The following is a 23,590-nucleotide window of genomic DNA, read 5'->3' as shown; positions in this document are numbered from 1 at the left end:
GTCGGCCTCGTCGAGGCCGGTACGGACGCGGGTGATCCACTCCAGCAGGTCCGGGAGGTGTTCGGGGACGGGATGTCAGCCCTCGATGGAGGTCATGACGTGCTTGATGCGCGTGTAGTCCTCGAAGCCGTAGGCCGAAAGGTCCTTGCCGTAACCGGACTTCTTGAAACCGCCGTGCGGCATCTCGGCGACCAGCGGGATGTGGGTGTTGATCCAGACACAGCCGAAGTCCAGGTTCTTGGACATCCGCATGGCGCGCGCGTGGTCCTTCGTCCACACCGAGGAGGCCAGGGCGTAGTCGACGCCGTTGGCCCACTCCACCGCCTGGGCCTCGTCCCGGAACGACTGGACGGTGATGACCGGGCCGAAGACCTCGTTCTGGATGATCTCGTCGTCCTGCTTGAGGCCGGAGACGACCGTGGGGGCGTAGAAGTAGCCCTTGTCACCGACCCGGTGGCCGCCCGCTTCGACCCGGGCGTGGGCGGGGAGGCGCTCGATGAAGCCGCTGACCTGGGCCAGCTGATTGGCGTTGTTCAGCGGGCCGTAGAGCACGTCCTCGTCGTCCGGCAGGCCGGTCTTCGTGCCGGCGGCGGCCTTGGCGAGCGCGGTGACGAATTCGTCGTGGATGGACTCGTGGACCAGGACGCGGGTCGCCGCGGTGCAGTCCTGACCGGCGTTGAAGTAACCCGCGACCGAGATGTCCTCGACGGCCTTGGCGAGGTCGGTGTCCTCGAAGACGACGACGGGCGCCTTGCCGCCGAGCTCCAGGTGGACCCGCTTGACGTCCTTGGCGGCCGACTCGGCGACCTGCATGCCGGCCCGCACCGAGCCGGTGATGGACGCCATCGCCGGGGTCCGGTGCTCGACCATCGCGCGGCCGGTGTCACGGTCGCCGCAGATGACGTTGAAGACGCCCTTGGGCAGGATCTGCCCGATGATCTCCGCGATCAGCACGGTGGAGGCCGGCGTGGTGTCGGAGGGCTTGATCACGACGGTGTTGCCCGCGGCGAGCGCCGGGGCGAACTTCCAGACGGCCATCATCATCGGGTAGTTCCACGGCGCGACCTGCGCGCAGACACCGACCGGCTCGCGCCGCACGATGGAGGTCAGCCCCTCCATGTACTCACCGGCCGAGCGCCCCTCCAGAAGCCGGGCGGCACCCGCGAAGAAGCGGATCTGGTCCACCATCGGCGGGATCTCTTCGGTCCGGGTCAGCGCGATCGGCTTGCCGGTGTTCTCGGACTCGGCGGCGATGAGGTCCTCGGCCCGCTCCTCGAACGCGTCCGCGATCTTGAGCAGGGCGCGCTGGCGCTCGGCCGGTGTGGTGTCGCGCCAGGCAGGGAACGCGGCCGCGGCGGCGGCCATCGCGGCGTCGACGTCGGCGGGGCCGGAGAGCGGCGAGGTCGCGTAGACCTCCTCGGTCACCGGGTTGACCACGTCGATCGTCCGCCCGTCGGCGGCGTCCCGGAACTCCCCGTTGATGTAGTTGCGCAGACGGCGTACCTCGGCGGTCACGGCCACCCCTCCTGATGTGAGTCCCATGGGTGAGACGACCAGCGTAGTCGGACGCCCCCGCACAGCGACGGGCAAGACCACAAACGAACCCGAGAGCGATCATTCGAGCAGTTGCCCGATCAATCCCGTCCCGGTCCGCCCCTGGCCGTCCGGCCGCAGCTCCCCGACAGTCATCTCATACGCCCGGCGCAGCGCGGATGCGCCCGATCGAGTGGGAAGAGGCGGACCAGGGCCGCGTGCTGTCCGCTCACCACGATCCGAATCCTTACGGTGCCGAGTGACCGATCGGCCCCCTCTTCGTTCCCCCGTACGGGGGACGGGATATCTGATCTGAACCGAGGTGTACGCCATGGTGGCCCCGCCGGACAACGATGTGATCTGGGCACGTTCCCTGCAGCACTCCCACAACGGCTCTCCCGCGCTCGGCGGGGTCTCCCTGGGCATCCGCGAAGGCGAGATCCTCGCGGTGACCGGCCCGCGCGGCAGCGGCAAGACGACCCTGCTGCACTGCCTCTCCGGCCAGCTCGTGCCTGAGCAGGGCGAGGTCTGGTTCAACAGCGTCCCCGTCCACACGATGGGACCGCGGCTGCGCGAGCGGCTGCGCCGCGACAAGTTCGGCTGGATCGCCCCCGAACCGCAACTCGTCCCGGAGCTGAACACCTGGGAGAACACCGCCCTCCCGCTCCTGCTGCGCGGCACCTCGCACCGGGAGGCCAAGAAGACCGCCATGGAGTGGCTGGAGCGCCTCGACATCGGCATGTGCGCCAAGAAGCGCCCGCACACCCTCCAGCAGAGCCAGCGCCAGCGGATCTCCGTGGCCCGCGCCCTGGCCGCGAGCCCCTCGGTGATCTTCGCCGACGAGCCGACCGCGGCGCTGCACCGCACCGACCGCACCCACGTCCTGCGGACCCTGACCAGCGCCGCCCGCTCGCACGGGATCACGGTGGTGCTCTCCACGCACGACGCCGAGATCGCCTCACTCGCCGACCGCGTGGTGCCCCTGCTCGACGGGCGCCGCGTCTCCACGGTCGCCCTGCCCGCCGAAGCCGATCCGGAGGGGCGCGCGGCGTGCTCGCTCTCCGTCTAGCCCGCGGTTCCCATCCACTGGTCCTGATGCGGCGGCTGCTGGTCGCGGCCGCCTCCGCCGGGGTCGGTTTCCTCTTCCTGTGCACCCTCGGTTACGCCGCCGGGCACCCCGCCCACTCGGCCGGTTCGGTGCTGCGACTGCTGTGGTGCTTCATCCCGCTGGCCGCCACCGTGCAGTTCGCCGTCGCCGTGGCTCGTACGGACCCGAGCACCCAGCCGCGTACCGGGCTGTCCGCCGTGGGTCTCGGCCCGGTGCGGCTCAGCGCGCTCGCCGCGGCCTCCACCGCCGTCTCGTGCGCCCTCGGCTCCATGGTGGCGCTGCTGTTCTTCCTCCACCTGCGCGGCGACCTGTCGGGCCTGCCATTCGACGGTGCCGCCGCCGATCTGCTCGGCGCGGACGCCCCGCTGCCGGTCGCCGCCGTCCTGGTGCTGCTGGCCCTGGCGCCGGCGGCGGCCGCGACGGCCAGTGCGCTGGCACTGCGCAACCGTCCCGTGCGGGCGGCGCGCGAGGCCGACGACACAGGCGACCTGGTGCCCGCGGAGGAGTTCCCCGCCCCCGCCGCGCCGCCCGCCGGGCTTCCCTGGGGCGTGGCCCTGACGGCCGCCGGTCTCGCCGTCGAGGCGTACGCGAGCCGGGGCACGGGCGGCAGCCCCTTCCCGCTTCCCGGCAAGCTCGACGCCACACCGGCCTGGGTACTCGTCGGGTGGACGCTGACGGCGCTCGGCCTGGCCACGGCGGGCCCCGGCCTGACGTACCTGTGCGGCAAGCTGCTCCAGACGGCCCGGCCCGGGGCCGTACGCCTGCTGGCCGGCCGGGTCCTGATGGACGAGGCGCGGCGGATCGGCCGCCCCCTCGGCATCGTCTGCGCGGTCCTGTCGGCGGTCATCGCCGCCTTCGCGCTCTACGGGACCGGCCCGCGGCCGTTCGGCCCGCTCACCGCGCTCGGGGCGGTGCTCGTCATCGGCTGCACCACGGCAACGCTGCTGACCTCGGCCCTGGAGGCCCGGCAGGCCCGCGCCGAAACGGCCCGGGCGCTGCTGCGTCTCGGCGCCCAGGCCTCGGCGCTGCGCGCGGCGACCGCGTTGCGCGCCGTGGCACTGCTGGTGCTCTTCGCGCCCCTCACCTGGGCGATCGCCGAACTGGCCGCGCTGCCGCTGACGCCCTGAGACCGCTCGACGCGACCCCCGGACCGGCCGGGCGCCCCGCCGGGTCGGTCCGCGCGTTTCCGGGCACGCGCACTTCCCGGATGAGCGTTTCGTAGCATGAGCTCCGTGGAGAGCCCGGACGAGAACAAGAGCGCCCACGGCGACGAGATCGAGTCGCTGGCCGAGTTCGACGCGGCGGTGGCCGCCGGTTCGCTGGCCGGCTGCCGTGTGCAGTCCGTGGACCTGACGCAGCGGAGCGCGGCCCTGCTGGCCACGGACACCTCCGGCACCGTGTTCCTCGGCTGCCCGATGGAGCCCGGGCCCGAGGCGAAGGTCCGGGCCGGCGGCGCCTTCGTCTTCCCGCCCGTCCCCGGTCTGCCGTTCGACCCGTACCGGGGCCTGCTCTACTCCCCCGAAGCGCTCTACGACGGACTCGCGCGGAAGGGTTACGCGGACACGCCGGACGCCCTCGCCTACGACTGGTTCCAGCGGACCCGGTCGGACGGCGACGCGTTCGCCTCGATGCTCCGGGCGCTCCACGACGACGCGGTCTCCGACGCGCTGGAGGAGGTGCTGGCCGGGGCCAGGGTGGTCGGTGTGATGGGCGGGCACGCGACGGCCCGGGGCAGCGCCGGTTACGCGGCGGCGGCCCGGCTCGGCAGGACCCTGGCCCGCAGCGGTCTCACCGTGGCCACGGGAGGAGGCCCGGGCGCGATGGAGGCGGCCAACCTGGGAGCGTACGCGGCGCCGCACCCCGACGCGATGCTCGACGAGGCGTGCGCGACGCTCGGCACGGTCCCGTCCTTCACCCCCTCGGTCACCGACTGGGCGCGGGCGGCCTTCGCGGTACGGGAGCGCTGGCCGTGCGGCGGCCCCTCCGTGTCGATCCCCACCTGGTTCTACGGCCACGAGCCGCCGAATCCGTTCGCCGGGCACATCGCCAAGTACTTCACCAACGCGCTGCGCGAGGACGGGCTGCTGGCACGGTCGAACGCGGGCGTGATCTTCCTCCCGGGCGCGGCCGGCACCGTCCAGGAGATCTTCGACAGCGCCACCCCGAACTACTACGGCTCGCGCGGCGAACCGGTTCCGATGGTGCTGGTGGGCCGCGACCACTGGACGCGGGAGCTTCCCGCCTGGCAGTTGCTGCAAACGCTGGCCGTCGGGCGGAGGATGGAGTCCCGCATCGCACTGGTCGACACGGCCGAGGAAGCACCCGGCGCCCTTGCCCGCCTCCGGGGAGCGTAAACGCGGCGGCCCCTCGGAGGGGAGCGTCAACGCGGCTCCCCCTCAGAACCGGGCGGGCAGCACCACGCTCTCCGAGGCGTCGAAGGTGACGCCGACCCGCGCCCCCTCCTCCGGCGTCCCGCGCAGCGGGCATTCGGCCTCCAGCACCGGACCACGCTCCGGACGCAGGGTCACGGCGACATGGCTGCCCCGGAAGGTCCGCGCCCCCACGACACAGCGCAGCCCCTTCTCCGGCCCGCCGATCCGCACCCCGGCCGGCCGCACCAGCAGATCGCACGCCCCCTGCGGTGACCCGGCCGGCACCGGCACCTCGCCCCAGTCCGTGGCCGCCGCCTCCCCCTCGACGGTGGCCTCGACCACGTTGTCGAAGCCCAGGAACCGCGCCACGAAGGCGGAGGCGGGGTGCTGCCACACCTCCAGCGGGGTGCCCACCTGGGCGACGCGCCCCTCGCGCATCACGACGACCCGGTCGGCCAGCGCGAACGCCTCGCCCTGGTCGTGGGTGACGGCGAGCACGGTGGTGCCGAGCCGGCCGAAGAGGGCGCGCAGTTCGACGACGAGCCGTTCGCGCAGACTGCGGTCCAGTTGCCCCAGGGGCTCGTCCAGCATCAGGAGCCTGGGGCTGGGGGCGAGGGCCCGGGCGAGGGCGACGCGCTGCTGCTCGCCGCCGGAGAGCGCGGCGACGGCGCGGCGTTCGGCGCCGGGAAGACCCACGAGGTCGAGGAGTTCGGCGACCCGGCGGTCCTGTTCGCCCCGCCCGGCGCCGTGCATCCGCAGGCCGAAGGCGACGTTGGCGCCGACGTCCCGGTGCGGGAAGAGCTGGTGGTCCTGGAACATCAGGCCGAGGCCGCGCCGGTGCACCGGGATGCCGTCCTGGTCGGTGCCGTCGAGCAGGACCCGGCCGCCGTCCGGCTCCTGGAGCCCGGCGACCAGGCGCAGCAGGGTGGACTTGCCGCTGCCGCTCGGCCCGAGCACGCAGACGATCTCGTGGTCGGCGACCTCCAGGTCCACTCCGTCGAGCGCGGTCCGGTCACCGAAGCGGACGGTGGCCGATTCGAGCGTGAGCATCTTCTAGAACTCCCCGGAGCGGTCGGTGCGGATGCGTTCGAGCAGCAGCAGCGACACCGCGCACACGAGCATCAGGATGGTGCTGAGGGCCATGGCCTGGCCGTAGTTGAGGTCCCCGGACCGGCCGAGCAGCCGGGCGACGGCCACCGGCAGCGTCGGGTTGTCGGGCCGCGCGATGAACACGGTCGCCCCGAACTCCCCGAGTGACACGGCGAACGCGAACCCTGCGGCGACCAGCAGCGCCCGCCGTACCAGCGGGAGGTCCACCTCGCGCCAGGCCCGCAGCGGCGAGGCTCCGAGCACCGCCGCCGCCTCGCGCAGCCGGGCGTCCACCGCGCGCAGGACCGGCAGCATGATCCGTACGACGAAGGGCACCCCGACCAGCGCCTGGGCGAGCGGCACCAGGATCCAGGAGGTACGGAGGTCCAGCGGCGGCTTGTCCAGGGTGATCAGGAAGCCGAAGCCGACGGTGACCGCGGAGACGCCGAGCGGAAGCATCAGCAGTGCGTCGAAGCCCCGGACGAGCCGGCCGGCCCGCCGGGTGAGCGCGGCGGCGGCCAGTCCCCCGACAACCAGGGCGATCAGGGTCGCGACGAGGGCGTAGCGCAGCGAGTTCCCGATGGCCTCGATGGGTGCGACGAGGAACGTACCGCTGTTGGCGTCCGCCGAGGTGAGCGCGCGGTAGTAGGCGAGGCCGGAGCCGCCGAGCGAGCGTTCGACGAGCACGGCGAGCGGCAGCAGGATCAGCAGGAGCACGCTCAGCAGTACCCCGGCGAGCAGCGTCCACTGCCCGGCGCCGCGCGGCCTGCGCGCCGTCATCGCCGGGTCGACCAGCTTCAGCGCGCGCTCCCTGCGGCGTACGGTCCAGGCGTGCACGGCGAGGATCGCGCCGACGGCGGCGAACTGCACGAGCGTCAGCACGGCGGCCGTGGGCAGGGCGAGCAGTTGCGCGGTCTGCCGGTAGATCTCCACCTCCAGCGTGGAGAAGCCGGGCCCGCCGAGGATCTGCACGACGCCGAAGGAGGTGAAGGTGAAGAGGAAGACCATCAGCGCGGCGGCGGCCACGGCCGGGGCGAGGGCGGGCAGGGTGACGCGCCGCCAGGCGGTGAACCGGCTCGCGCCCAGCACCCGGGCGGCCTCCTCCTGGCGCGGGTCGAGCTGCGCCCAGAGCCCCCCGACGGTGCGGACGACGACCGCGTAGTTGAAGAACACGTGGGCCAGCAGGATCGCCCACACGGTGGTGTCCAGCCGTACGCCCCACAGCTCGTCGAGCAGCCCGCCGCGCCCGAGCAGCGCGAGGAAGGCGGTGCCCACGACGACGGTCGGCAGCACGAACGGCACCGTGACCACGGCCCGCAGCACCTGCTTGCCGGGGAAGTCGAACCGGGCGAAGACGTACGCGCCGGGCAGCGCGATCAACAGGGTGAGCGCGGTCGAGGCGAGCGCCTGCCACAGCGTGAACCACAGCACGTCGCGGATCTCCGGCCGGGCCAGCACCTCGCCGAACCGGCCGAACTGCCAGACGCCGTCCGCCTTGAGCCCCCGGCCCACGATCGCGGCGACGGGGTAGGCGAAGAACACGGCGAAGAACGCGACGGGTACGGCCATCAGACCGAGCCGCACCGCGCTCCCGCGCCGGGACCGGGCGCGTGCGGACTTCCCGCGCGCGCCCGGTCCGCGTACGGGAGTCTTCGCTACTTCACTACGAGCGAGGACCATGACTGGACCCACTGCTCACGGTTCTTGGCGATGGTGTCCGGGGCGACGGTCGCCGGCTTGTCGGCCGTGGCACCGAACTTCGTGAAGAGCTCGGGCACCTTCGCGTCCTTCGCGACCGGACTGACGAACATGGTCAGCGGCATGTCCTCCTGGAACTCCTTCCCGATCAGGAAGTCCAGCAGGGCCTTGCCGCCGGCCTCGTTCTTCGCCCCGTCCAGGAGACCGGCGAACTCGATCTGGCGGAAGCACGTCCCGGTGGCGACGCCGGTGGGCGCGGTCTTGGGCCGCGGGTCGGCGTACAGCACCTCGACCGGCGGGCTGGAGGCGTAGCTGACGACGAGCGGCCGGTCGGCCTTGGCCTTCTTGCCGCCGGCGGAGCCGGAGAACTCCTCGTTGTACGCCTGCTCCCAGCCGTCGACGACCTTGACGCCGTTGTCCTTCAGCTTCTTCCAGTAGTCCTGGTAGCCGTCCTCGCCGAAGGTGGCGACGGTACCGAGGAGGAAACCGAGACCGGGCGAGGAGGTCGCCGCGTTCTCGGTGACGAGCAGGTCCTTGTAGGCGGGCTTCGCCAGGTCGGCGAAGGTCTGCGGCGGCGCGAGCTTCTTGTCGGCGAAGTACTTCTTGTCGTAGTTGACGCAGATGTCGCCGGTGTCGACCGGGGTGACCCGGTGCTTGTCCGCGTCCAGCTGGACATCGGCCGCGACCCGGTCGAGCCCCTTGGCCTCGTACGGCGTGAACAGGCCGTTGTCGAGGGCCCGCGAGAGCAGGGTGTTGTCGACGCCGAAGAACACGTCGCCGCGCGGGGAGCCCTTGGTCAGGATCTCCTGGTTCAGGGCGGCGCCCGCGTCACCGCTCTTGAGGACCTTGACGGTGTAGCCGGTCTGCCGGGTGAACTCCTTCAGCACGTCCTTGGAGGCGTTGAAGGAGTCGTGGCTGACGAGCGTGACGGTCTTGGAGCCGGCGTCCTTCGTGGAGCCGGACGCCGAGTCGTCGGAACTTCCGCAGCCGGCCAGCGCGGTGACGCCCAGCGCGGCGGCGACGGCCGCCACCGCGGCCTTCTGGGTGGTGCTCATGTGTGATTCCTCCTGGAGTGACCAGGAAGAGACGCGGCCCTGCCCGCACCGGCGGGAACCGGAAGCGGGCAGGGCGCAACAGCTTGAGTATGGTCCGAACTTCCTACCCGGAATGACCCGGGCGAGGTTCAGAGGGTCTGCGGCCAACCTGTCCTTGGTGCCGCACTCTCAGCGCTGTGGCGCTCCCCTGTCGGAATATGCAGTTGATTTCGGCCCCAGGCTACACGGCCGTTTTCGGCCGAGTCCCCGGGCACCCGGGGCCCCGGATCGCCCGCCCTCAGCGTTCGGAGGCCGCCAGCTGCCCGCAGGCGCCGTCGATCTCCTGGCCCCGGGTGTCACGGACGGTGACGGGCACGCCGTGGCTCGCGATGGCCTCGACGAACGCCCGCTCGTCCTCAGGGCGCGACGCGGTCCACTTGGAGCCGGGGGTCGGGTTCAGCGGGATCAGGTTGACGTGGACGCGCTTGCCCTTGAGGAGCCGGCCCAGCAGGTCGCCGCGCCAGGCCTGGTCGTTGATGTCGCGGATCAGGGCGTACTCGATGGAGATGCGGCGGCCGGACTTCTCCGCGTACTCCCACGCCGCGTCCAGCACCTCGCGCACCTTCCACCGGGTGTTGACCGGCACGAGGGTGTCGCGCAGTTCGTCGTCCGGGGCGTGCAGCGAGACCGCGAGACGGCACTTGAAGCCCTCGTCGGCGAACCGCAGCATCGCGGGCACCAGACCGACGGTGGAGACCGTGATCCCGCGCTGCGAGAGGCCGAGGCCGTCGGGCTCGGGGTCGGTCAGCCGGCGGATCGCGCCGACGACGCGGTTGTAGTTGGCCAGCGGCTCGCCCATGCCCATGAACACGATGTTGGAGAGCCGGGCGGGGCCGCCGGGGACCTCGCCGTCACGCAGCGCCCGCATGCCGTCCACGATCTGGTGGACGATCTCCGCGGTGGAGAGGTTGCGGTCGAGACCGGCCTGTCCGGTGGCGCAGAACGGGCAGTTCATCCCGCAGCCGGCCTGCGAGGAGATGCACATCGTGACCCGCTCCGGGTAGCGCATCAGGACGGACTCGACCAGCGTCCCGTCGTGCAGCTTCCACAGGGTCTTGCGGGTGGTGTCGTCGTCGCAGCTGATGTGCCGGACGACGGACATCAGGTCGGGGAACATCGCCTCGGCGAGCTTGTCCCGCGATCCGGCCGGGATGTTGGTCCACTCGGCCGGATCGTGCGCGTACCGCGCGAAGTAGTGCTGTGAGAGCTGCTGGGCGCGGAACGGCTTCTCGCCGATCGCGGCGACGGCCTCCCTGCGCTCGGCGGGCGTGAGGTCGGCGAGGTGCCGCGGCGGCTTCTTGGCTCCGCGGGGCGCGACGAAAGTGAGTTCTCCGGGCTTAGGCATGGTTCTTCCAGTGTCGCAGACGGAACGGCGAAGGCCCGCCGCCCTGTGGGCGACGGACCTTCGCTGGTGAAATCGCAGGTCGGGGCGGGGGTGCCCGGGGCCGTTCAGCCGGAGCCGACGAAGAGGACCAGCAGCAGCCAGACCACCGGAGCGGTCGGCAGCAGCGAGTCCAGCCGGTCCATGATCCCGCCGTGACCGGGCAGCAGCGTCCCCATGTCCTTGATGCCGAGGTCGCGCTTGATCATGGACTCGCCCAGGTCACCGAGAGTGGCGCTGGCCGCCACCGCGAGGCCCAGCAGCAGCCCCTGCCACCAGGAACCGTCGTCGATCAGGAACTGCATGCACAGCGCACCCGCCACCATGGCGAAGCCGACCGCCCCGAACAGGCCCTCGCGGGTCTTGCCGGGGCTGATGCGCGGCGCGAGCTTGTGCTTGCCGAACCGCCAGCCCACGGCGTACGCCCCGGTGTCGCTGACCACGGTCAGCAGCAGGAAGGTCAGTACCCGCTGCGGCCCGTCGTCGGCCGTCAGGAGCAGGGCGACGAAGGTGGCCAGGAAGGGCACGTAGAACGCGGCGAAGATGCCCGCCGTGACGTCCCTGAGGTAGTCCTCGGGCGGCTGGGCCATCCGCCACACGAGCACCGTCAGGGCGGTCAGGGCCATGGCGGCCCAGGCGCCCTCGGCCCCGCGCGCGTACCCGGCGACGACCATGGCGGCGCCGCCGACCGCGAGTGGTACGAGGGGCGCCTTGATGCCCTTGCGCTCCTCCAGGCGGGAGGTGAGCTCCCACAGCCCCACGACGACGGCGAGCACGATGACGCCGACGAAGACTTCCTTGACGAAGAAGAGCGAGACGACGACCAGGGCGCCGAGCCCCAGGCCGACCCCTATGGCGGCTCCCAGGTCCCGGCCCGCGCGCTTCTTCTGCGGGGGCGGCGGCGGCGCGGTGGGCATGGGCTCCTGCGGCTTCTCGTCGCGGAACAGGGGGCCGCCGCTCAGGCGTCCGGCCCCCTGTTCCCGGTGATCACGGTCTTCAGCGTCTCTACCTGCGTCGGGAACGTCCGGCACGATGGGCATGGGCCGAGTCTGCTGGGCGTCATACACATCGTAGGCAGGACCCGCCGCAGCGGTCCGCATCTCCGGCGCCACCCCGTGGCCGGCGCCCTGCGGAGCGCCCCAGGAAGAGTCGTTCATCAGACTTCGAGCAGCTCGGCTTCCTTGTGCTTCAGCAGCTCGTCCACCTGCGCGACGTACTTCGCGGTGGTGTCGTCGAGCTCCTTCTCGGCACGGCGCACCTCGTCCTCGCCGGACTCCTTGTCCTTGACCAGCTTGTCGAGCGCTTCCTTGGCCTTGCGGCGGACGGCCCGGATCGAGATCTTGGAGTCCTCGGCCTTGGTCTTCGCGACCTTGATGTAGTCGCGGCGGCGCTCCTCGGTCAGCTCGGGGAAGTTGACCCGGATGATGTTGCCGTCGTTGCTCGGGTTGACGCCGAGGTCCGAGTCGCGGATGGCCTGCTCGATGTTGCGCAGCGCGGTCTTGTCGAACGGCGTCACGACGGCCATACGGGGCTCGGGCACCGAGAACGAGGCCAGCTGGTTGATCGGGGTCGGCGCGCCGTAGTAGTCGGCGACGATCTTGTTGAACATCGCCGGGTGCGCACGGCCGGTACGGATCGCGGCGAAGTCCTCTTTCGCGACGACGACGGCCTTCTCCATCTTCTCCTCGGCCTCGAGGAGGGTTTCTTCGATCACCACGTGCTCCTGCGTGTCTTGAACGGGCCCGGCGGGCCCGGCGGGTCCTGCGTCGCGTCCTCACCTGCACGGTGTCCGACCGGCAGGCCGTTGTCCATCTTCCGGGGGCGGTCCCGCGCCCCGGGCTCCACCGGGCCTCACCGGTGGAAGCACCCGTTGTCAGGCGCGGGTGTCCTGGTCGCTCACGAGCGTGCCGATCTTCTCACCCTTGACGGCGCGGGCGATATTGCCGGCGGCGGTGAGCTCGAAGACGAGGATCGGCAGCTCGTTGTCACGGCAGAGGGTGATGGCGGTGGCGTCGGCGACCTTGAGGTCGCGGGCGAGCACCTCGCTGTACTCCAGCGCGTCGAACTTCACCGCGGCGGGGTTGGTCTTCGGGTCGGAGTCGTAGACCCCGTCCACGCCGTTCTTCCCCATGAGCAGCGCCTCGGCGTCGATCTCCAGGGCGCGCTGGGCGGCGGTGGTGTCGGTGGAGAAGTACGGCATGCCCATGCCGGCGCCGAAGATGACGACCCGGCCCTTCTCCAGGTGCCGTACGGCGCGCAGCGGGATGTACGGCTCCGCGACCTGGCCCATGGTGATGGCGGTCTGGACGCGGGAGTCGATGCCCTCCTTCTCCAGGAAGTCCTGGAGTGCGAGGCAGTTCATCACGGTGCCGAGCATGCCCATGTAGTCGGAGCGGGCCCGGTCCATGCCGCGCTGCTGGAGTTCGGCGCCGCGGAAGAAGTTGCCGCCGCCGATGACGATCGCGATCTCCGCCCCGTCCCGGACGACCGCCGCGATCTCGCGGGCGATGGCGTGCACGACGTCGGGGTCGACACCGAGACCCCCGCCGCCGGCGAACGCCTCTCCGGACAGCTTCAGCATGAAGCGTCCGGGCACCTTGCCGTCCTCGCGCTTGTGGTCTTCTTTGGCGGCGTCCGCGCCCTTGTTCATGGGGATTCTCCTCGTGCACATACGAAGAAGGCCATTGCCGGTGGGTCTGGTGTCCCTACAGCGGCAATGGCCTCCTCGTCAGATCTGCGGTCGTACGGCGGTGTGCGGCCGTCGACTGCACCAGACCCTATCGGGTCCGCCGTTTTTCGCGGACGGACTCAGATGCCGACCTTGATACGCGTGAAGCGCTTCAGGGTGACACCGGCCTCGTCCAGAACCTTCTGGACCGACTTCTTGTTGTCCAGCGCGTACGGCTGGCCGAGGAGGGTGGCCTCCTTGAAGAAGCCGTTGACGCGACCCTCGACGATCTTCGGGAGGGCGGCCTCGGGCTTGCCCTCGGCGCGGGTGGTCTCCTCGGCGACGCGGCGCTCGGCCTCGACGACCTCGGCCGGGACGTCCTCGCGGGAGAGGTACTTCGGCGCGAAGGCGGCGATGTGCTGGGCGATGCCCTTGGCCAGGTCGGCGTCGGCCTTGTCCAGCTCGACCATGACACCGATCTGCGGCGGCAGGTCGGGCATGGTGCGGTGCATGTAGACGGAGACGTAAGCACCCTGGAACTGCGCGAAGCGGTCCAGGACGATCTTCTCGCCGAGGTTGGCGTTGGCCTCGTCCACGTACGCCTGGACGGTCTTGCCGGCCTCGATCTCGGAGGCGAGCAGCGCCTCCAGGTCGGCCGGGGAGGTCGCGGCGACGTGCGCGGCCAGGGCATTGGCGACGGCCTGGAACTTGTCACCCTTGGCGACGAAGTCGGTCTCGCACTTCAGCTCGACCAGAACGCCGGACGTCTTGTCCTCGGAAAGGAGGGAGACGACCGCGCCGTTCTCGGCGGAACGGCCCTCGCGCTTGGCGACGCCCTTCTGGCCCTTGATACGCAGCGCCTCGACGGCTCCGTCGACGTTGCCGTCGGCCTCGTCGAGCGCCTTCTTGCAGTCCATCATGCCGGCGCCGGTGAGCTCGCGGAGCTTCTTGACGTCAGCGGCGGTGTAGTTCGCCATGAGTCTGTGTTCTCTCTCGAAGTCTGAAAGATCTACGGGTGGACGGCGGGGGCGGTGCCGGGGCGTGTTTCACCACACGCCCCGGGGGTACCGTCCCCGCCGTCTTCAGCCGTGACGGGTGTCAGGCCTGCTCGGCGTCCGCGGCCGGGGCCTCGGCCTCGGCCTGCTCGGCGGCGATGGCGGCCGGCTCCGCGTCGGCGGCGGCGTCCTTCTCGGTCTCGACGGAGGACTGGACCTCGGCGTCGGCCTTCTTGTCACCCTCGAGCAGGTCACGCTCCCACTCGGCGAGGGGCTCGCCGGCGGCCTTCTCGCCCGGCTTCGAGTCGCCGGTCGCGGCGCCGGAGCGGGCGATGAGGCCCTCGGCGACGGCGTCGGCGATCACGCGGGTGAGCAGGGTGACGGAGCGGATCGCGTCGTCGTTGCCCGGAATCTTGTAGTCGACCTCGTCGGGGTCGCAGTTGGTGTCGAGGATCGCGACGACCGGGATGTGGAGCTTGCGCGCCTCACCGACGGCGATGTGCTCCTTCTTGGTGTCGACGACCCAGACGGCGCTCGGCACCTTCTGCATCTCGCGGATACCACCGAGGGTCTTCTCCAGCTTGGCCTTCTCGCGGGAGAGGACCAGGAGCTCCTTCTTGGTGAGGCCGGAGGCGGCCACGTCCTCGAAGTCGATGAGCTCCAGCTCCTTCAGACGCTGAAGGCGCTTGTAGACGGTGGAGAAGTTGGTGAGCATGCCACCCAGCCAGCGCTGGTTGACGTACGGCATGCCGACGCGCGTCGCCTGCTCGGCGATGGCCTCCTGGGCCTGCTTCTTCGTACCCACGAACATGATGGAGCCGCCGTGCGCGACGGTCTCCTTGACGAACTCGTAGGCGCGGTCGATGTACGACAGCGACTGGAGCAGGTCGATGATGTAGATGCCGTTGCGCTCGGTGAAGATGAAGCGCTTCATCTTCGGGTTCCAGCGACGGGTCTGGTGACCGAAGTGGACGCCGCTCTCCAGCAGCTCCCGCATCGTGACGACGGCCATGGCCGTACTCCTTGAGGTACTCGGTTACCGCGGCAGCGGGTTTGCTGCCACGCCTGACGTCCCGGCGCGCCGTTCCACGAGGGACCGAGGGGCGCGGCCACCTCCGCTGAGCGGGTGGTGGCGGGGCGTGCGAAGTCGACCCGGTGACCCGGATCGCCAGTAGAAGTGTACGGGACCGTCCGGGTCCCGGGTGACGGCGCTGTCCACAACCGGCGGGTAGTCCACAGATCCGGGCCGTGATCCCCGCGGACACCGCCGGCGGGGGACGGTGGCGCCATGCGAATCACATCCGACCGGGCGGCCGCCCGGACACGGGCGCGGTGGTGGCTGCGCCGGGCTGTCGTGCTGGCCGTGCTGGCCGCCTGGGGCAGCCGGCCGCTCGCCGCCACGGCGGCGGCGAACGACGACGAGCGTGTCTGGCCCCTGGCGGGGCGTCCCGCGGTGGTACGGGGATGGGAGCCGCCCGCCGGTCCGTACGGGCCGGGCCACCGGGGGGTGGATCTGGCCGCCGCGCCGGACACCGACGTGCTGGCCGCGGCGGCGGGCCGGGTCTCGTTCGCGGGCGAGGTCGCCGGTCGCGGGGTGGTCTCGATCGAGGTCGCCGGAACGGGCGACCCGCCGCTGCGGATCACGTACGAGCCGGTGCGCCCGCTCGTCGCGAAGGGCGACGAGATCACGGTGGGACAAGTGGTGGCCGTGCTGGACGCGGGGCCGTTCCACTGTGCTGCGGCCTGCCTGCACTGGGGCCTGCGCCGCGCGGACCCGTACCTGGACCCGCTGTCGCTGCTACCGCCGTCGTTGCTGCGCCGCGCCCCCTCGCGCCTGCTGCCGGTGTTCGGGGTGCCGTTGCCGGGGACGGCGTCGGGAGCGAGCGCGGAGGCGGCTTCAGTGACGGCCCGGTCGCCCGCGGGCGCCGGGGAAGCGCCGGGCGCGGGGGCGGATCCGCGGCGGGCGGCTTCGGGAGCCGGGGCGGAGGCGGCCGCGGGGCCGGGCTCAGCGGCAGCCGGGCCGCTTCCGGCATGGGCCGGGGCGGGGGCCGCGACCGTCCACGAGAGCGCCGCGCCCGCCGTGCTGGTGGTGCTCGCCGTGCCGTGGCGACGGCGCCGGGGTCAGTCCCGGGCGCAGGCGGCGCCCCGGACCCCGTCAAGGATCATGGCGACGGCGGTGTCCGCGATGACGCCGGGTTCCTCCGCCACGCTCAGCTCGATACGCCGGACCGCCGCGTCCACGGAGCCCTGCAGCAGCATCGCCGCGAGGCGGGGCTCCTCGTGGCCGAGGTCGCCGAGCGCTTCGACGATCATGGCGATCAGCCCGCCGTGCGCGGCCCGGATCTTCTCGCGCGCGCCCGCGTCCAGTTCGCTGGCGGAGATCGCGGCCACGGCCCGGTGGCGCCGGTCCCCGACGAGGTCGAGCTGGCGCCGGACGTACGCCTCGATCTTCTCCTCGGGCGTGCCCGCCCGCTCCATCGCGCTCTCCACCTCGGCCGCCCAGACGGGGAAGTCGACGGCGCACAGTTCCTCGACGACGGCGGCGCGGGAGCGGAAGTACTCGTAGACGGAAGAGCGTGCGAGGCCCGTGCGTTCGGCGAGAGCGGGGAAGGTCAGTGCTTCCGTGCCCCCTTCGGACAGCAGGGAACGCGCTGCGTCCAGGAGGGCGCCGCGCTGCATGGTCCGGTGCTCGGCCACGGAGGCCGCTCGAATCCTGGGCACGCCTCCACTCTACGGCGAGGGCCGCCACAACGAACGCGCGCGGCCCCGAGGTGGCCGAACCGGAGTACTCGGCGGCGGAATCGAGGGCGCCCCTCACGGCAGGGCGGCGACGCGGCCCGGGCGGCAGGGGGCGCGACACAAGGCCGGCCGACCCGTCCCGCGGGCCCATCGCTCAGCGGCCCGCGTCCGCCAGCTTCGCGCGGAGTTGGAGGACCGACTTGGTGTGGATCTGGCTGACCCGGCTCTCGGTGACCCCGAGGACGTTGCCGATCTCGGCGAGGGTCAGGCCCTCGTAGTAGTAGAGCGTGACGACCGTCTTCTCGCGGTCCGGGAGGGTGTTGATCGCCCGGGCGAGCAGCCGCCTCAGCTCGCGGCCCTCCGCCACCTCCACCGGGTCGTCGGCGGTGGTGTCCTCCAGCGTGTCCATCAGGCTCAGCCGGTCACCGCCCTCGCCGCCGACGTGGAGCAGCTCCTCCAGCGCCACGACATTGGCCAGGGACAACTGACTGAAAACCGCGTGCAGTTCGTCCAGCGTGACGTCCATCTCCGCCGCGACCTCCGCCTCGGAGGGGGTGCGGCGCAGCTGCGCCTCCAGCGTGGCGTAGGCACGTTCGACGGCACGCGCCTTCTGCCGCACGGAGCGGGGAATCCAGTCCAGCGCCCGGAGTTCGTCGATCATCGCGCCGCGGATGCGGGTGATCGCATACGTCTCGAACTTGATGGCCCGTTCGATGTCGAACTTCTCGATCGCGTCGATCAGCCCGAACACCCCGGACGAGACGAAGTCCGCCTGCTCGACGTTGGACGGCAGGCCCACGCTCACCCGTCCGGCGACGTACTTCACCAGGGGCGAGTAGTGCAGGATCAGCTGCTCCCGCAGCCGTCCGTCGCCCGTCGTCTTGTACGAACGCCACAACTCGTCGAGCGAGGACGGGGCGGGAGGGCGCACAGTGCCACGCGCAGCCGGTGGTACTGCCGCGCGGTCAGACCCGGAGGTGTGCTGGGGCATGTGGTGCCTTGAGCCGTTCTGCCGTGAAGTACTGGGACTTGTCTCTGGGGCGGAATCCTTGTGAGCGTAGCGTGACTGGGTTGTCGCGGTGCGCGCAGGATAAAGGATGGGGACCGTGCGCTCCCGGGCGTACGGACATGACGCGCGACCTGGCCGAGGACATGACAGCCCATCGGGGTGCGGACACGTCGGGCGCCCGGGGCCGTCGCCGCAGGCATCGGCCCCGGAGCCACCGTCGAAGCGTCCGCCGAGGTCATCGGCATCACCTTTTCACCCGAATGCCCCGGATCAAGAATCGCCTCGCCGCGCGTCGTCCCGGCAAGTGGGCCGCCGCGTCAACCTCCATCCCTCGCCCTCGCGTTCGACGAATCCCAGTGAGTGCAGTTCGTACAGCTTGGCGAGGGCCTCGTCGGCGCTCGTCCCGGCGGCGCGCGCCACCTCCCTGGCGTTGACGGCGGTACGGGCCGGCAGGGCGTCGAGCACCGTCCCGGCGACGGCGTCGAGGAGGTCGCGGGCCAGCACCGGACCGCTCCTGGCCGGCGCCAGGTCCCCGATGTTCCCCACCAGCTCGGCGACTTCCGCGGCGTCCGTCACCAGCACGCCTTCTCCGCGCAGGAGTTCGTGGACGCCGGCCGACAGGCCGCTGGTCGCCGGCCCCGGAACTCCCATGGTGAAACGTCCGAGCCGCTGCGCGACACGAGCCGTGACCAGGGAACCGCTGCGGTACTCCGCCTCCACGACCACCGTCCCTCGCGTCAATGCGGCGATCACCCTGTTCCGGAGGATGAACCGGCTGCGCGTGGGGTGCTCGGACGGCGGCAGCTCACCGATGACGAGCCCTTGTCCGGCCACCCGCCCGATCAGCTCGGCGTGCCCGCGGGGGTAGGCCACGTCCACCCCACAGGCCAGCACCGCCACCGTCGCGCCGCCGGCAGCCAGCGCTCCCCGGTGCGCCGCCCCGTCCACCCCGAAGGCGGCGCCCGAGACGACCACCCAGCCCCGCTCCGCGAGCCCCGCGCCCAACGTCGTCGCCATGTGCGCCCCGTACGGCGTGCAGGCACGGGCGCCGACCACCGCGACCGACCGCAGCGCCCAGAGCCGCAGATCGGGCCCGCCCCGCACCCACAGCCCGGTCGGCCTCGCGTCGCCCAGGTCGTCGAGCTGGGTCGGCCACTCGCGATCGCCGGGGCAGACGAAGCGCCCTCCGACCGCCGCGACCGCCGCCAGGTCGCGCTCCGGGTCGGCCCCGGCGGCCCTGAGCCGGTAGCCTGCCAGCCGCCGCCCCGTCATGCCGCGCAGCCGCTGGGCCTCCCCGCCCGGGGCCGTGATCCGCCGCCAGAGCTCCACCGCACCGCATTCCCGCAGCCACCGGCCGCCCCGCTCGTCGCCCGGCTCCAGCACCCTGGTCAGCGCCGCACGCGCCAGCCGCTCCCCCGCGCTCACGCCGCCGGCCGACGTTTCGGCCCCACCGGCCGCCACCGTCGCGCCGCCGGACTCGGCTCCTCCGCCGCACTGCCAGGCGGCCGTCACCGCCGCACCGCCCTCGCGCGCCGTCTCCTCCCCCGTCATGCCGCCCCCACCCCCAGCGCGGCCCCGCGCGGAATGCCGCTGCGCAGTTCCAGGGCTGCCGCGACGTCCGAAGCGTCCGGGCGGGCGGCGCCGCGGAGGTCCGCGACCGTCCACGCGACCCGCAGCACCCGGTCCAGGCCCCGTGCGGTGAGCAGCCCTCGCTCCATGTCCTGCTCGGCCACCATCAGCGCGCCCGGGGCCGCGGCCAGCCGGGTCCGCAGCTCATGGCCGGGCACCTCGCTGTTGGTCGTCCAAGGTGTACCCGCCAGCCGCTCGGCCGCCCGCGCGCGGGCCTCCAGCACCCGGTCGGCGACGGTCGCGGTGGACTCGCCCCGGCCGCCCCGCCCCATCAGGTCCTCACGCGTGACCGGTTCGACGGCCACCCGGAGGTCCACCCGGTCGAGCAGCGGCCCGGAGAGCCTGGCCTGGTAACGCCGCACCGCCGACGGCGGGCACTCGCAGCCTCCTCCGCGCAGGGTGTGCCGCCCGCACGGACACGGGTTCGCGGCGAGCACCATCAGGAACCGGGCCGGCAGCCGCACCACCCCGGCGCTGCGTGCCACCACGACGTAGCCGGACTCCAGGGGCTGGCGCAGCGCGTCCAGCGTCTTGACCGAAAACTCCGGTGCCTCGTCCAGGAAGAGGATCCCCCGATGAGCGAGCGAGACGGCGCCCGGCCTGGGCAGCCCGTTGCCCCCGCCGATCAGCGACTGCATGGTCGCCGAGTGGTGCGGCGCGCAGTACGGTGCCCGGGAGACCAGCGGCTCGCCCTGGGGCAGGATGCCGGCGACCGAGTGCACGGCGGTCACTTCGAGGGATTCCTGCCGGGTGAGTTGCGGCAGGATCGCGGGCATGCGCTCGGCCAGCATGGTCTTGCCCGCACCCGGCGGACCGGTCAGCAGGAGGTGGTGGCCGCCGGCCGCGGCGATCTCCAGGGCCTTGCGCGGCCGCTCCTGGCCCGCCACGTCCGCCAGGTCCGGCCGACCGCTCTCCCCCGCCGCCGGGCCCCTGGCGAGGCCGCTGCCCAGCCCGGCGCCGGGCACCATCAGCCCGGCGAGCATGGGATCGGGGCGGCCCTCCTCGTGGGGCCGCTGTTCGTCCGGCACCGGCTCGTCGCACAGCACCGCGATCAGCTGCCGCAGACTGCGCACGCCGAGCACGGAGACGCCGGGCACGAGGGCCGCCTCGCCCGCGGTCTGTTCCGGGACGACCACCTGCCGGTAGCCCGCGTCGGCCGCCGCCAGGACGGCGGGCAGCACGCCCCGTACCGGGCGCACCCGGCCGTCAAGCCCCAGCTCCCCGATCATCACCACGTCGTCGATCGACGCCGGATCGATCCGCTCCGCCGCGCCGAGCACCGCGCACGCCACAGCGAGGTCGAAACCCGATCCTCCTTTGGGCACCGAGGCCGGGGAAAGTCCCACGGTGAGCTTCTTCTGCGGCCACTGGGCCCCGGAGTTGACCACGGCCGCCCTGACCCGGTCCCGGCTCTCCACCAGGCTCTTGTCCGGCAGCCCCACCAGGGTGAACGCCGCCACCCCGGCCTCCAGGTCCGCCTGGACCTCCACCACCACGCCCTCGACGCCCACCAGGGCCACCGAGCGGGCACGCGCGAACCCCATCAGGCCACCCCCCGCGCATGCTCGGCCAGGGGTGCGCCGCGCTCGGGCAGCACCACACCCACCAGGTCGATGCGCACCCCGCCCGCCGGCGGACCGCCGTGGCGCTCCAGCCAGAGCGCGGCCAGCCGTCGCAGCCGGTCCGCCTTGGCCGGGGTGAGCGCGGCCATCGGGTGCTCGAACACGCCCGATCTGCGGGTCTTCACCTCGCAGATGACGAGTGCGTCACCGTCCATCGCGACGATGTCGATCTCACCGGCGCGACAGCGCCAGTTCCGTTCCAGTACGGACATGCCGGCGTCGGCCAGCAGCCGCGCCGCCAGGTCCTCGCCGTACCGCCCGAGAGCCCCCCGTGCGTTCATATCGGCACCACCTCCGGCACCGACTCTGACGCGTCCGCCCTACTTCAGTGGATCTTGGTGGACAAGCGGGCGATTGTGGATAACTCAGCCACCCGGAAGTTCGAGATCGCTCTTGTTGAGCTCCTCGATGTTGACGTCCTTGAACGTCAGCACCCGTACCTGCTTGACAAATCGTGCGGGCCGGTACATGTCCCAGACCCAGGCGTCCGCCATGGACACCTCGAAGAACACCTCGCCCTGGACCGAGTGCACCTGCATCTCGTAGTCGTTGGTGAGGTAGAAGCGCCGCTCGGTCTCGATCACATATTTGAACAGACCGACGACATCGCGGTACTCCCGGTAGAGCTTCAGCTCCATCTCGGTCTCGTACTTCTCGAGGTCCTCGGCGCTCATTGGCATGTTCCCCTTCAGCCGTGCGTTTCCCCATTGTGCGCCAGGCTCCGGCGCCCCGGTCGCTCAGGCGCTTTCGGGGGCCAGGACGACCGGCGTACGCGGAGGTCCCTCGTCGAGCAGCCTCCGGAGCAGGTCGGCGAGCCCGGTCGGGTACACCGTCTCACGCGCCGACGACAGTTCGGCGGAGGTCCACCACCTCAGACCCGTGACACTGCGGCGTTCCAGCCCTGTATGCCCACTGGTGTCCGTGGCTGTCTGTGCCGTACGGGCCAGGAAATACCACTCGTCCTGCTCCCAGCGCCGGCCGTCGAAGGGGAAGGAGCACCGGCGCCGCCAGAGCACCGGGCCCAGTTCGACGTCAGTGATCCCGGTCTCCTCGGCCAGCTCGCGCAGCGCGGCCCGCTCGTGGGTCTCGTCGCCCTCCAGACCGCCGCCCGGAGTGAACCACCAGGTGCGGGCCGGATCCTCCGGTTCGAAGCCGTGCATCAGCAGGATGCGGTCGTCCGGATCGAGGAGTACCAGGCGGGCGACCCTGCGCACCTCAGCAGGCACCGGCGGCCGCCTTCGGCTGCGCGCTCCGCTTCGGCCGGGCTGCACGGGCCGCGAGCGGACCGTACGCCGCTCCGCCCAGGATCAGCACCATGCCCACGGCCATCGCGGTCAGCTGGAGTTTCAGCGGGCCGGCCGACGAGACGCCGCCCGGCAGCGCGGCGAAGGCCTCGGGCCGGCCGATCATGGAACCCAGCGGCCAGGCGACGGCGTCGATCCTGGCCTCCACGAAGTCGCGGGGCACCGACCCGTCGGTGGCGTCCTCCAGATGGACCCGGGAGTCCTGCGAGACCGTGCGGTCGTCGCCCAGCAGGAAGAGCCGGCCCTTCGGGACCTCGGCGGTGAAGTCCTCTCCCGAGGCCCGGCCGGACGACCGCAGATACGGTTCGTCGACGGGTATGCCGTTGACGGTGAGGCGGCCGTCCTTGCCGCAGCAGGCGATCTTGTCGCCGCCGGTCCCGACGACCCGCTTCACCATCGGTGTGTCGCCCCACTCCGGGTCGGTGAACACGACCACGTCACCGCGCCGGACCTCGCTGCCGTCCACCCGCTGCGCGAGGACCTTGGCGCCCGCGTTCACCGTCGGCGTCATCGACCCGGTGGGCACCGTGTAGGGCCGGTAGATCAGCGCCCCCCAGACGAAGCCGCCGAGGAAGAGCACACAGCCGAGGGCCACGGCCGCTCCGGACAGCTTGCTGCCGAGCCGGCCGCGGCCGTCGTCCGTACGACCTGTTGCACCCATACCGGCGTCCCCCATCGGAGATCGACAATCGCTGATCCGCGTGGGCACCCTACCCGGCAGTACGCCCGGAGGTCAGCCTCCGCCTGCGCCGGAGGACGAGCGGGAGCGCGCCCGCGAGTCCCAGAACGCCCGGTGCGGCGCCGGCCGCGGCGCTGATGCCGGGCTGGTCGAAGGTGTCCGGGACGGAGAGCGCCGACCAGCGGCCCACCGGCCAGGCCACGACCACGGCCCGGCCCACGACCTGGCTCACCGGCACGAAGCCCTTGTTGACGTCGCCGGTGTGGTAACGCGAGTCCGAGGAGTCCTGGCGGTGGTCGCCCATCACCCAGATCTTGCCGTCGGGCACCTTGAACGGGCCGAAGGGCATGTCGTCGCAGGCGCTGTTGCCCTCGAAGATGAAGGACTTGTCGTCGAGCGCCTTGCCGTTGACCTCGACCGGGCCGCCCTTCTTGCACTCCACCGTGTCACCGCCGACCGCGATGACCCGCTTGATCAGGTCCTTCTCCTCGGCGGACGGCATCAGTCCGACGAAGCTCAGGAACTTCTGCGCCGCGTTGGACTTCGGGGTCGGCTCGCCGTCCAGCCACCCGTCCGGGTCGTGGAAGACGACGACCTCGCCGCGCTCCGGCTCCGACCCGAACCACGGCGTCAGCTTGTCCACCAGCACCCGGTCACCCCGCTGCAGCGT

The 23,590-nt window shown here is 71.9% G+C and carries 22 protein-coding genes, 1 pseudogene and 1 riboswitch; of the genes and pseudogenes, 4 read left to right on the top strand and 19 right to left on the bottom strand.

Going from position 1 to position 23,590, the window contains the following annotated elements:
* Window positions 1-75: 75 nt before the first annotated feature.
* Complete coding sequence (locus ABZ564_RS17755) at window positions 76-1,515, bottom strand: gamma-aminobutyraldehyde dehydrogenase (protein ID WP_360856752.1); 1,440 nt, start codon at window positions 1,513-1,515, stop codon at window positions 76-78.
* A gap of 349 nt (window positions 1,516-1,864) precedes the next feature.
* Between ABZ564_RS17755 and ABZ564_RS17750 the strand changes: the two genes are divergently transcribed.
* The 3 genes from ABZ564_RS17750 to ABZ564_RS17740 all read left to right on the top strand — a co-directional run bounded on the left by ABZ564_RS17750 (window position 1,865) and on the right by ABZ564_RS17740 (window position 4,995).
* A complete protein-coding gene (locus ABZ564_RS17750; RefSeq protein ID WP_360856749.1) occupies window positions 1,865-2,602 on the top strand; it encodes an ATP-binding cassette domain-containing protein in 738 nt (245 codons plus the stop codon).
* A 26-nt stretch (window positions 2,603-2,628) separates the two neighbouring features.
* Window positions 2,629-3,768, top strand: coding sequence for a hypothetical protein (locus tag ABZ564_RS17745; RefSeq protein ID WP_360856746.1), 1,140 nt, complete (start codon window positions 2,629-2,631; stop codon window positions 3,766-3,768).
* Between the two features lie 96 nt (window positions 3,769-3,864).
* Window positions 3,865-4,995 carry an LOG family protein gene (locus ABZ564_RS17740; protein WP_360856743.1) on the top strand — a complete coding sequence of 377 codons (1,131 nt, stop codon included), beginning with the start codon at window positions 3,865-3,867 and terminating at the stop codon, window positions 4,993-4,995.
* 42 nt (window positions 4,996-5,037) lie between these two features.
* On the opposite strand, the gene ABZ564_RS17735 is transcribed toward ABZ564_RS17740, so the two are convergent.
* The 9 genes from ABZ564_RS17735 to rpsB form a co-directional block, all read right to left on the bottom strand.
* Window positions 5,038-6,063, bottom strand: coding sequence for an ABC transporter ATP-binding protein (locus ABZ564_RS17735; protein WP_360856741.1), 1,026 nt, complete (start codon window positions 6,061-6,063; stop codon window positions 5,038-5,040).
* Window positions 6,064-6,066: 3 nt separating this feature from the next.
* Window positions 6,067-7,671, bottom strand: coding sequence for an iron ABC transporter permease (locus ABZ564_RS17730; protein ID WP_360856738.1), 1,605 nt, complete (start codon window positions 7,669-7,671; stop codon window positions 6,067-6,069).
* Window positions 7,672-7,757: 86 nt separating this feature from the next.
* On the bottom strand, window positions 7,758-8,855 hold the full coding sequence (locus ABZ564_RS17725; protein WP_360856735.1) for a thiamine ABC transporter substrate-binding protein: 1,098 nt from the start codon (window positions 8,853-8,855) through the stop codon (window positions 7,758-7,760).
* Between the two features lie 82 nt (window positions 8,856-8,937).
* Window positions 8,938-9,054, bottom strand: a riboswitch (TPP riboswitch).
* Between the two features lie 78 nt (window positions 9,055-9,132).
* Window positions 9,133-10,239 (bottom strand): 23S rRNA (adenine(2503)-C(2))-methyltransferase RlmN, encoded by a 1,107-nt coding sequence (rlmN, locus tag ABZ564_RS17720; protein WP_164401695.1) that lies wholly within the window; start codon window positions 10,237-10,239, stop codon window positions 9,133-9,135.
* 104 nt (window positions 10,240-10,343) lie between these two features.
* A complete protein-coding gene (locus ABZ564_RS17715; protein ID WP_360856732.1) occupies window positions 10,344-11,432 on the bottom strand; it encodes a phosphatidate cytidylyltransferase in 1,089 nt (362 codons plus the stop codon).
* Window positions 11,432-11,989: a ribosome recycling factor gene (gene frr / locus ABZ564_RS17710; protein WP_018102371.1), complete on the bottom strand. Its 558-nt coding sequence runs from the start codon at window positions 11,987-11,989 to the stop codon at window positions 11,432-11,434. Before frr ends, ABZ564_RS17715 begins: the two co-directional genes overlap by 1 nt.
* 159 nt (window positions 11,990-12,148) lie before the next feature.
* On the bottom strand, window positions 12,149-12,925 hold the full coding sequence (pyrH, locus tag ABZ564_RS17705) for a UMP kinase (protein ID WP_360856729.1): 777 nt from the start codon (window positions 12,923-12,925) through the stop codon (window positions 12,149-12,151).
* Window positions 12,926-13,083: 158 nt separating this feature from the next.
* Window positions 13,084-13,920, bottom strand: a complete 837-nt coding sequence (gene tsf, locus ABZ564_RS17700) for a translation elongation factor Ts (RefSeq protein ID WP_360856726.1) — start codon at window positions 13,918-13,920, stop codon at window positions 13,084-13,086.
* A 121-nt stretch (window positions 13,921-14,041) separates the two neighbouring features.
* Window positions 14,042-14,950, bottom strand: a complete 909-nt coding sequence (gene rpsB / locus ABZ564_RS17695) for a 30S ribosomal protein S2 (RefSeq protein WP_360856723.1) — start codon at window positions 14,948-14,950, stop codon at window positions 14,042-14,044.
* A 276-nt stretch (window positions 14,951-15,226) separates the two neighbouring features.
* On the opposite strand from rpsB, the pseudogene ABZ564_RS17690 reads away from it, so the two are divergent.
* Window positions 15,227-15,802, top strand: a pseudogene (locus ABZ564_RS17690) (M23 family metallopeptidase); the annotation flags it as partial.
* Window positions 15,803-16,059: 257 nt separating this feature from the next.
* Here ABZ564_RS17690 and ABZ564_RS17685 read toward each other — a convergent pair.
* The 9 genes from ABZ564_RS17685 to lepB (ABZ564_RS17645) form a co-directional block, all read right to left on the bottom strand.
* Window positions 16,060-16,635 (bottom strand): helix-turn-helix domain-containing protein, encoded by a 576-nt coding sequence (locus tag ABZ564_RS17685; RefSeq protein ID WP_360856759.1) that lies wholly within the window; start codon window positions 16,633-16,635, stop codon window positions 16,060-16,062.
* Window positions 16,636-16,831: 196 nt separating this feature from the next.
* The gene (gene whiG, locus ABZ564_RS17680; RefSeq protein WP_360856720.1) at window positions 16,832-17,668 is read right to left on the bottom strand and encodes an RNA polymerase sigma factor WhiG; all 837 of its coding nucleotides are present in this window, start codon (window positions 17,666-17,668) and stop codon (window positions 16,832-16,834) included.
* Between the two features lie 288 nt (window positions 17,669-17,956).
* Window positions 17,957-19,237 (bottom strand): DNA-processing protein DprA, encoded by a 1,281-nt coding sequence (dprA, locus tag ABZ564_RS17675; protein WP_360856717.1) that lies wholly within the window; start codon window positions 19,235-19,237, stop codon window positions 17,957-17,959.
* Window positions 19,234-20,859 carry a YifB family Mg chelatase-like AAA ATPase gene (locus ABZ564_RS17670; protein ID WP_360856715.1) on the bottom strand — a complete coding sequence of 542 codons (1,626 nt, stop codon included), beginning with the start codon at window positions 20,857-20,859 and terminating at the stop codon, window positions 19,234-19,236. The genes dprA and ABZ564_RS17670 overlap by 4 nt, the downstream gene beginning before the upstream one ends.
* Window positions 20,859-21,218 (bottom strand): YraN family protein, encoded by a 360-nt coding sequence (locus ABZ564_RS17665; protein ID WP_360856712.1) that lies wholly within the window; start codon window positions 21,216-21,218, stop codon window positions 20,859-20,861. Before ABZ564_RS17665 ends, ABZ564_RS17670 begins: the two co-directional genes overlap by 1 nt.
* 84 nt (window positions 21,219-21,302) lie before the next feature.
* Complete coding sequence (locus ABZ564_RS17660) at window positions 21,303-21,611, bottom strand: DUF2469 domain-containing protein (RefSeq protein ID WP_003965949.1); 309 nt, start codon at window positions 21,609-21,611, stop codon at window positions 21,303-21,305.
* Window positions 21,612-21,674: 63 nt separating this feature from the next.
* On the bottom strand, window positions 21,675-22,163 hold the full coding sequence (locus ABZ564_RS17655) for an NUDIX hydrolase (RefSeq protein WP_360856709.1): 489 nt from the start codon (window positions 22,161-22,163) through the stop codon (window positions 21,675-21,677).
* Window positions 22,153-22,902, bottom strand: a complete 750-nt coding sequence (gene lepB / locus ABZ564_RS17650) for a signal peptidase I (RefSeq protein WP_360856707.1) — start codon at window positions 22,900-22,902, stop codon at window positions 22,153-22,155. The genes ABZ564_RS17655 and lepB (ABZ564_RS17650) overlap by 11 nt, the downstream gene beginning before the upstream one ends.
* 49 nt (window positions 22,903-22,951) lie before the next feature.
* Window positions 22,952-23,590 (bottom strand): signal peptidase I (gene lepB, locus ABZ564_RS17645; protein WP_360856704.1); only part of this gene is annotated, 639 nt, incomplete at its 5' end.

Source organism: Streptomyces sp. NPDC019224 (assembly GCF_040632605.1).
Taxonomy (GTDB): domain Bacteria; phylum Actinomycetota; class Actinomycetes; order Streptomycetales; family Streptomycetaceae; genus Streptomyces.
The sequence above is the reverse complement of the archived record's forward strand: the minus strand, read 5'-3'. Positions and strand labels throughout refer to the sequence as shown.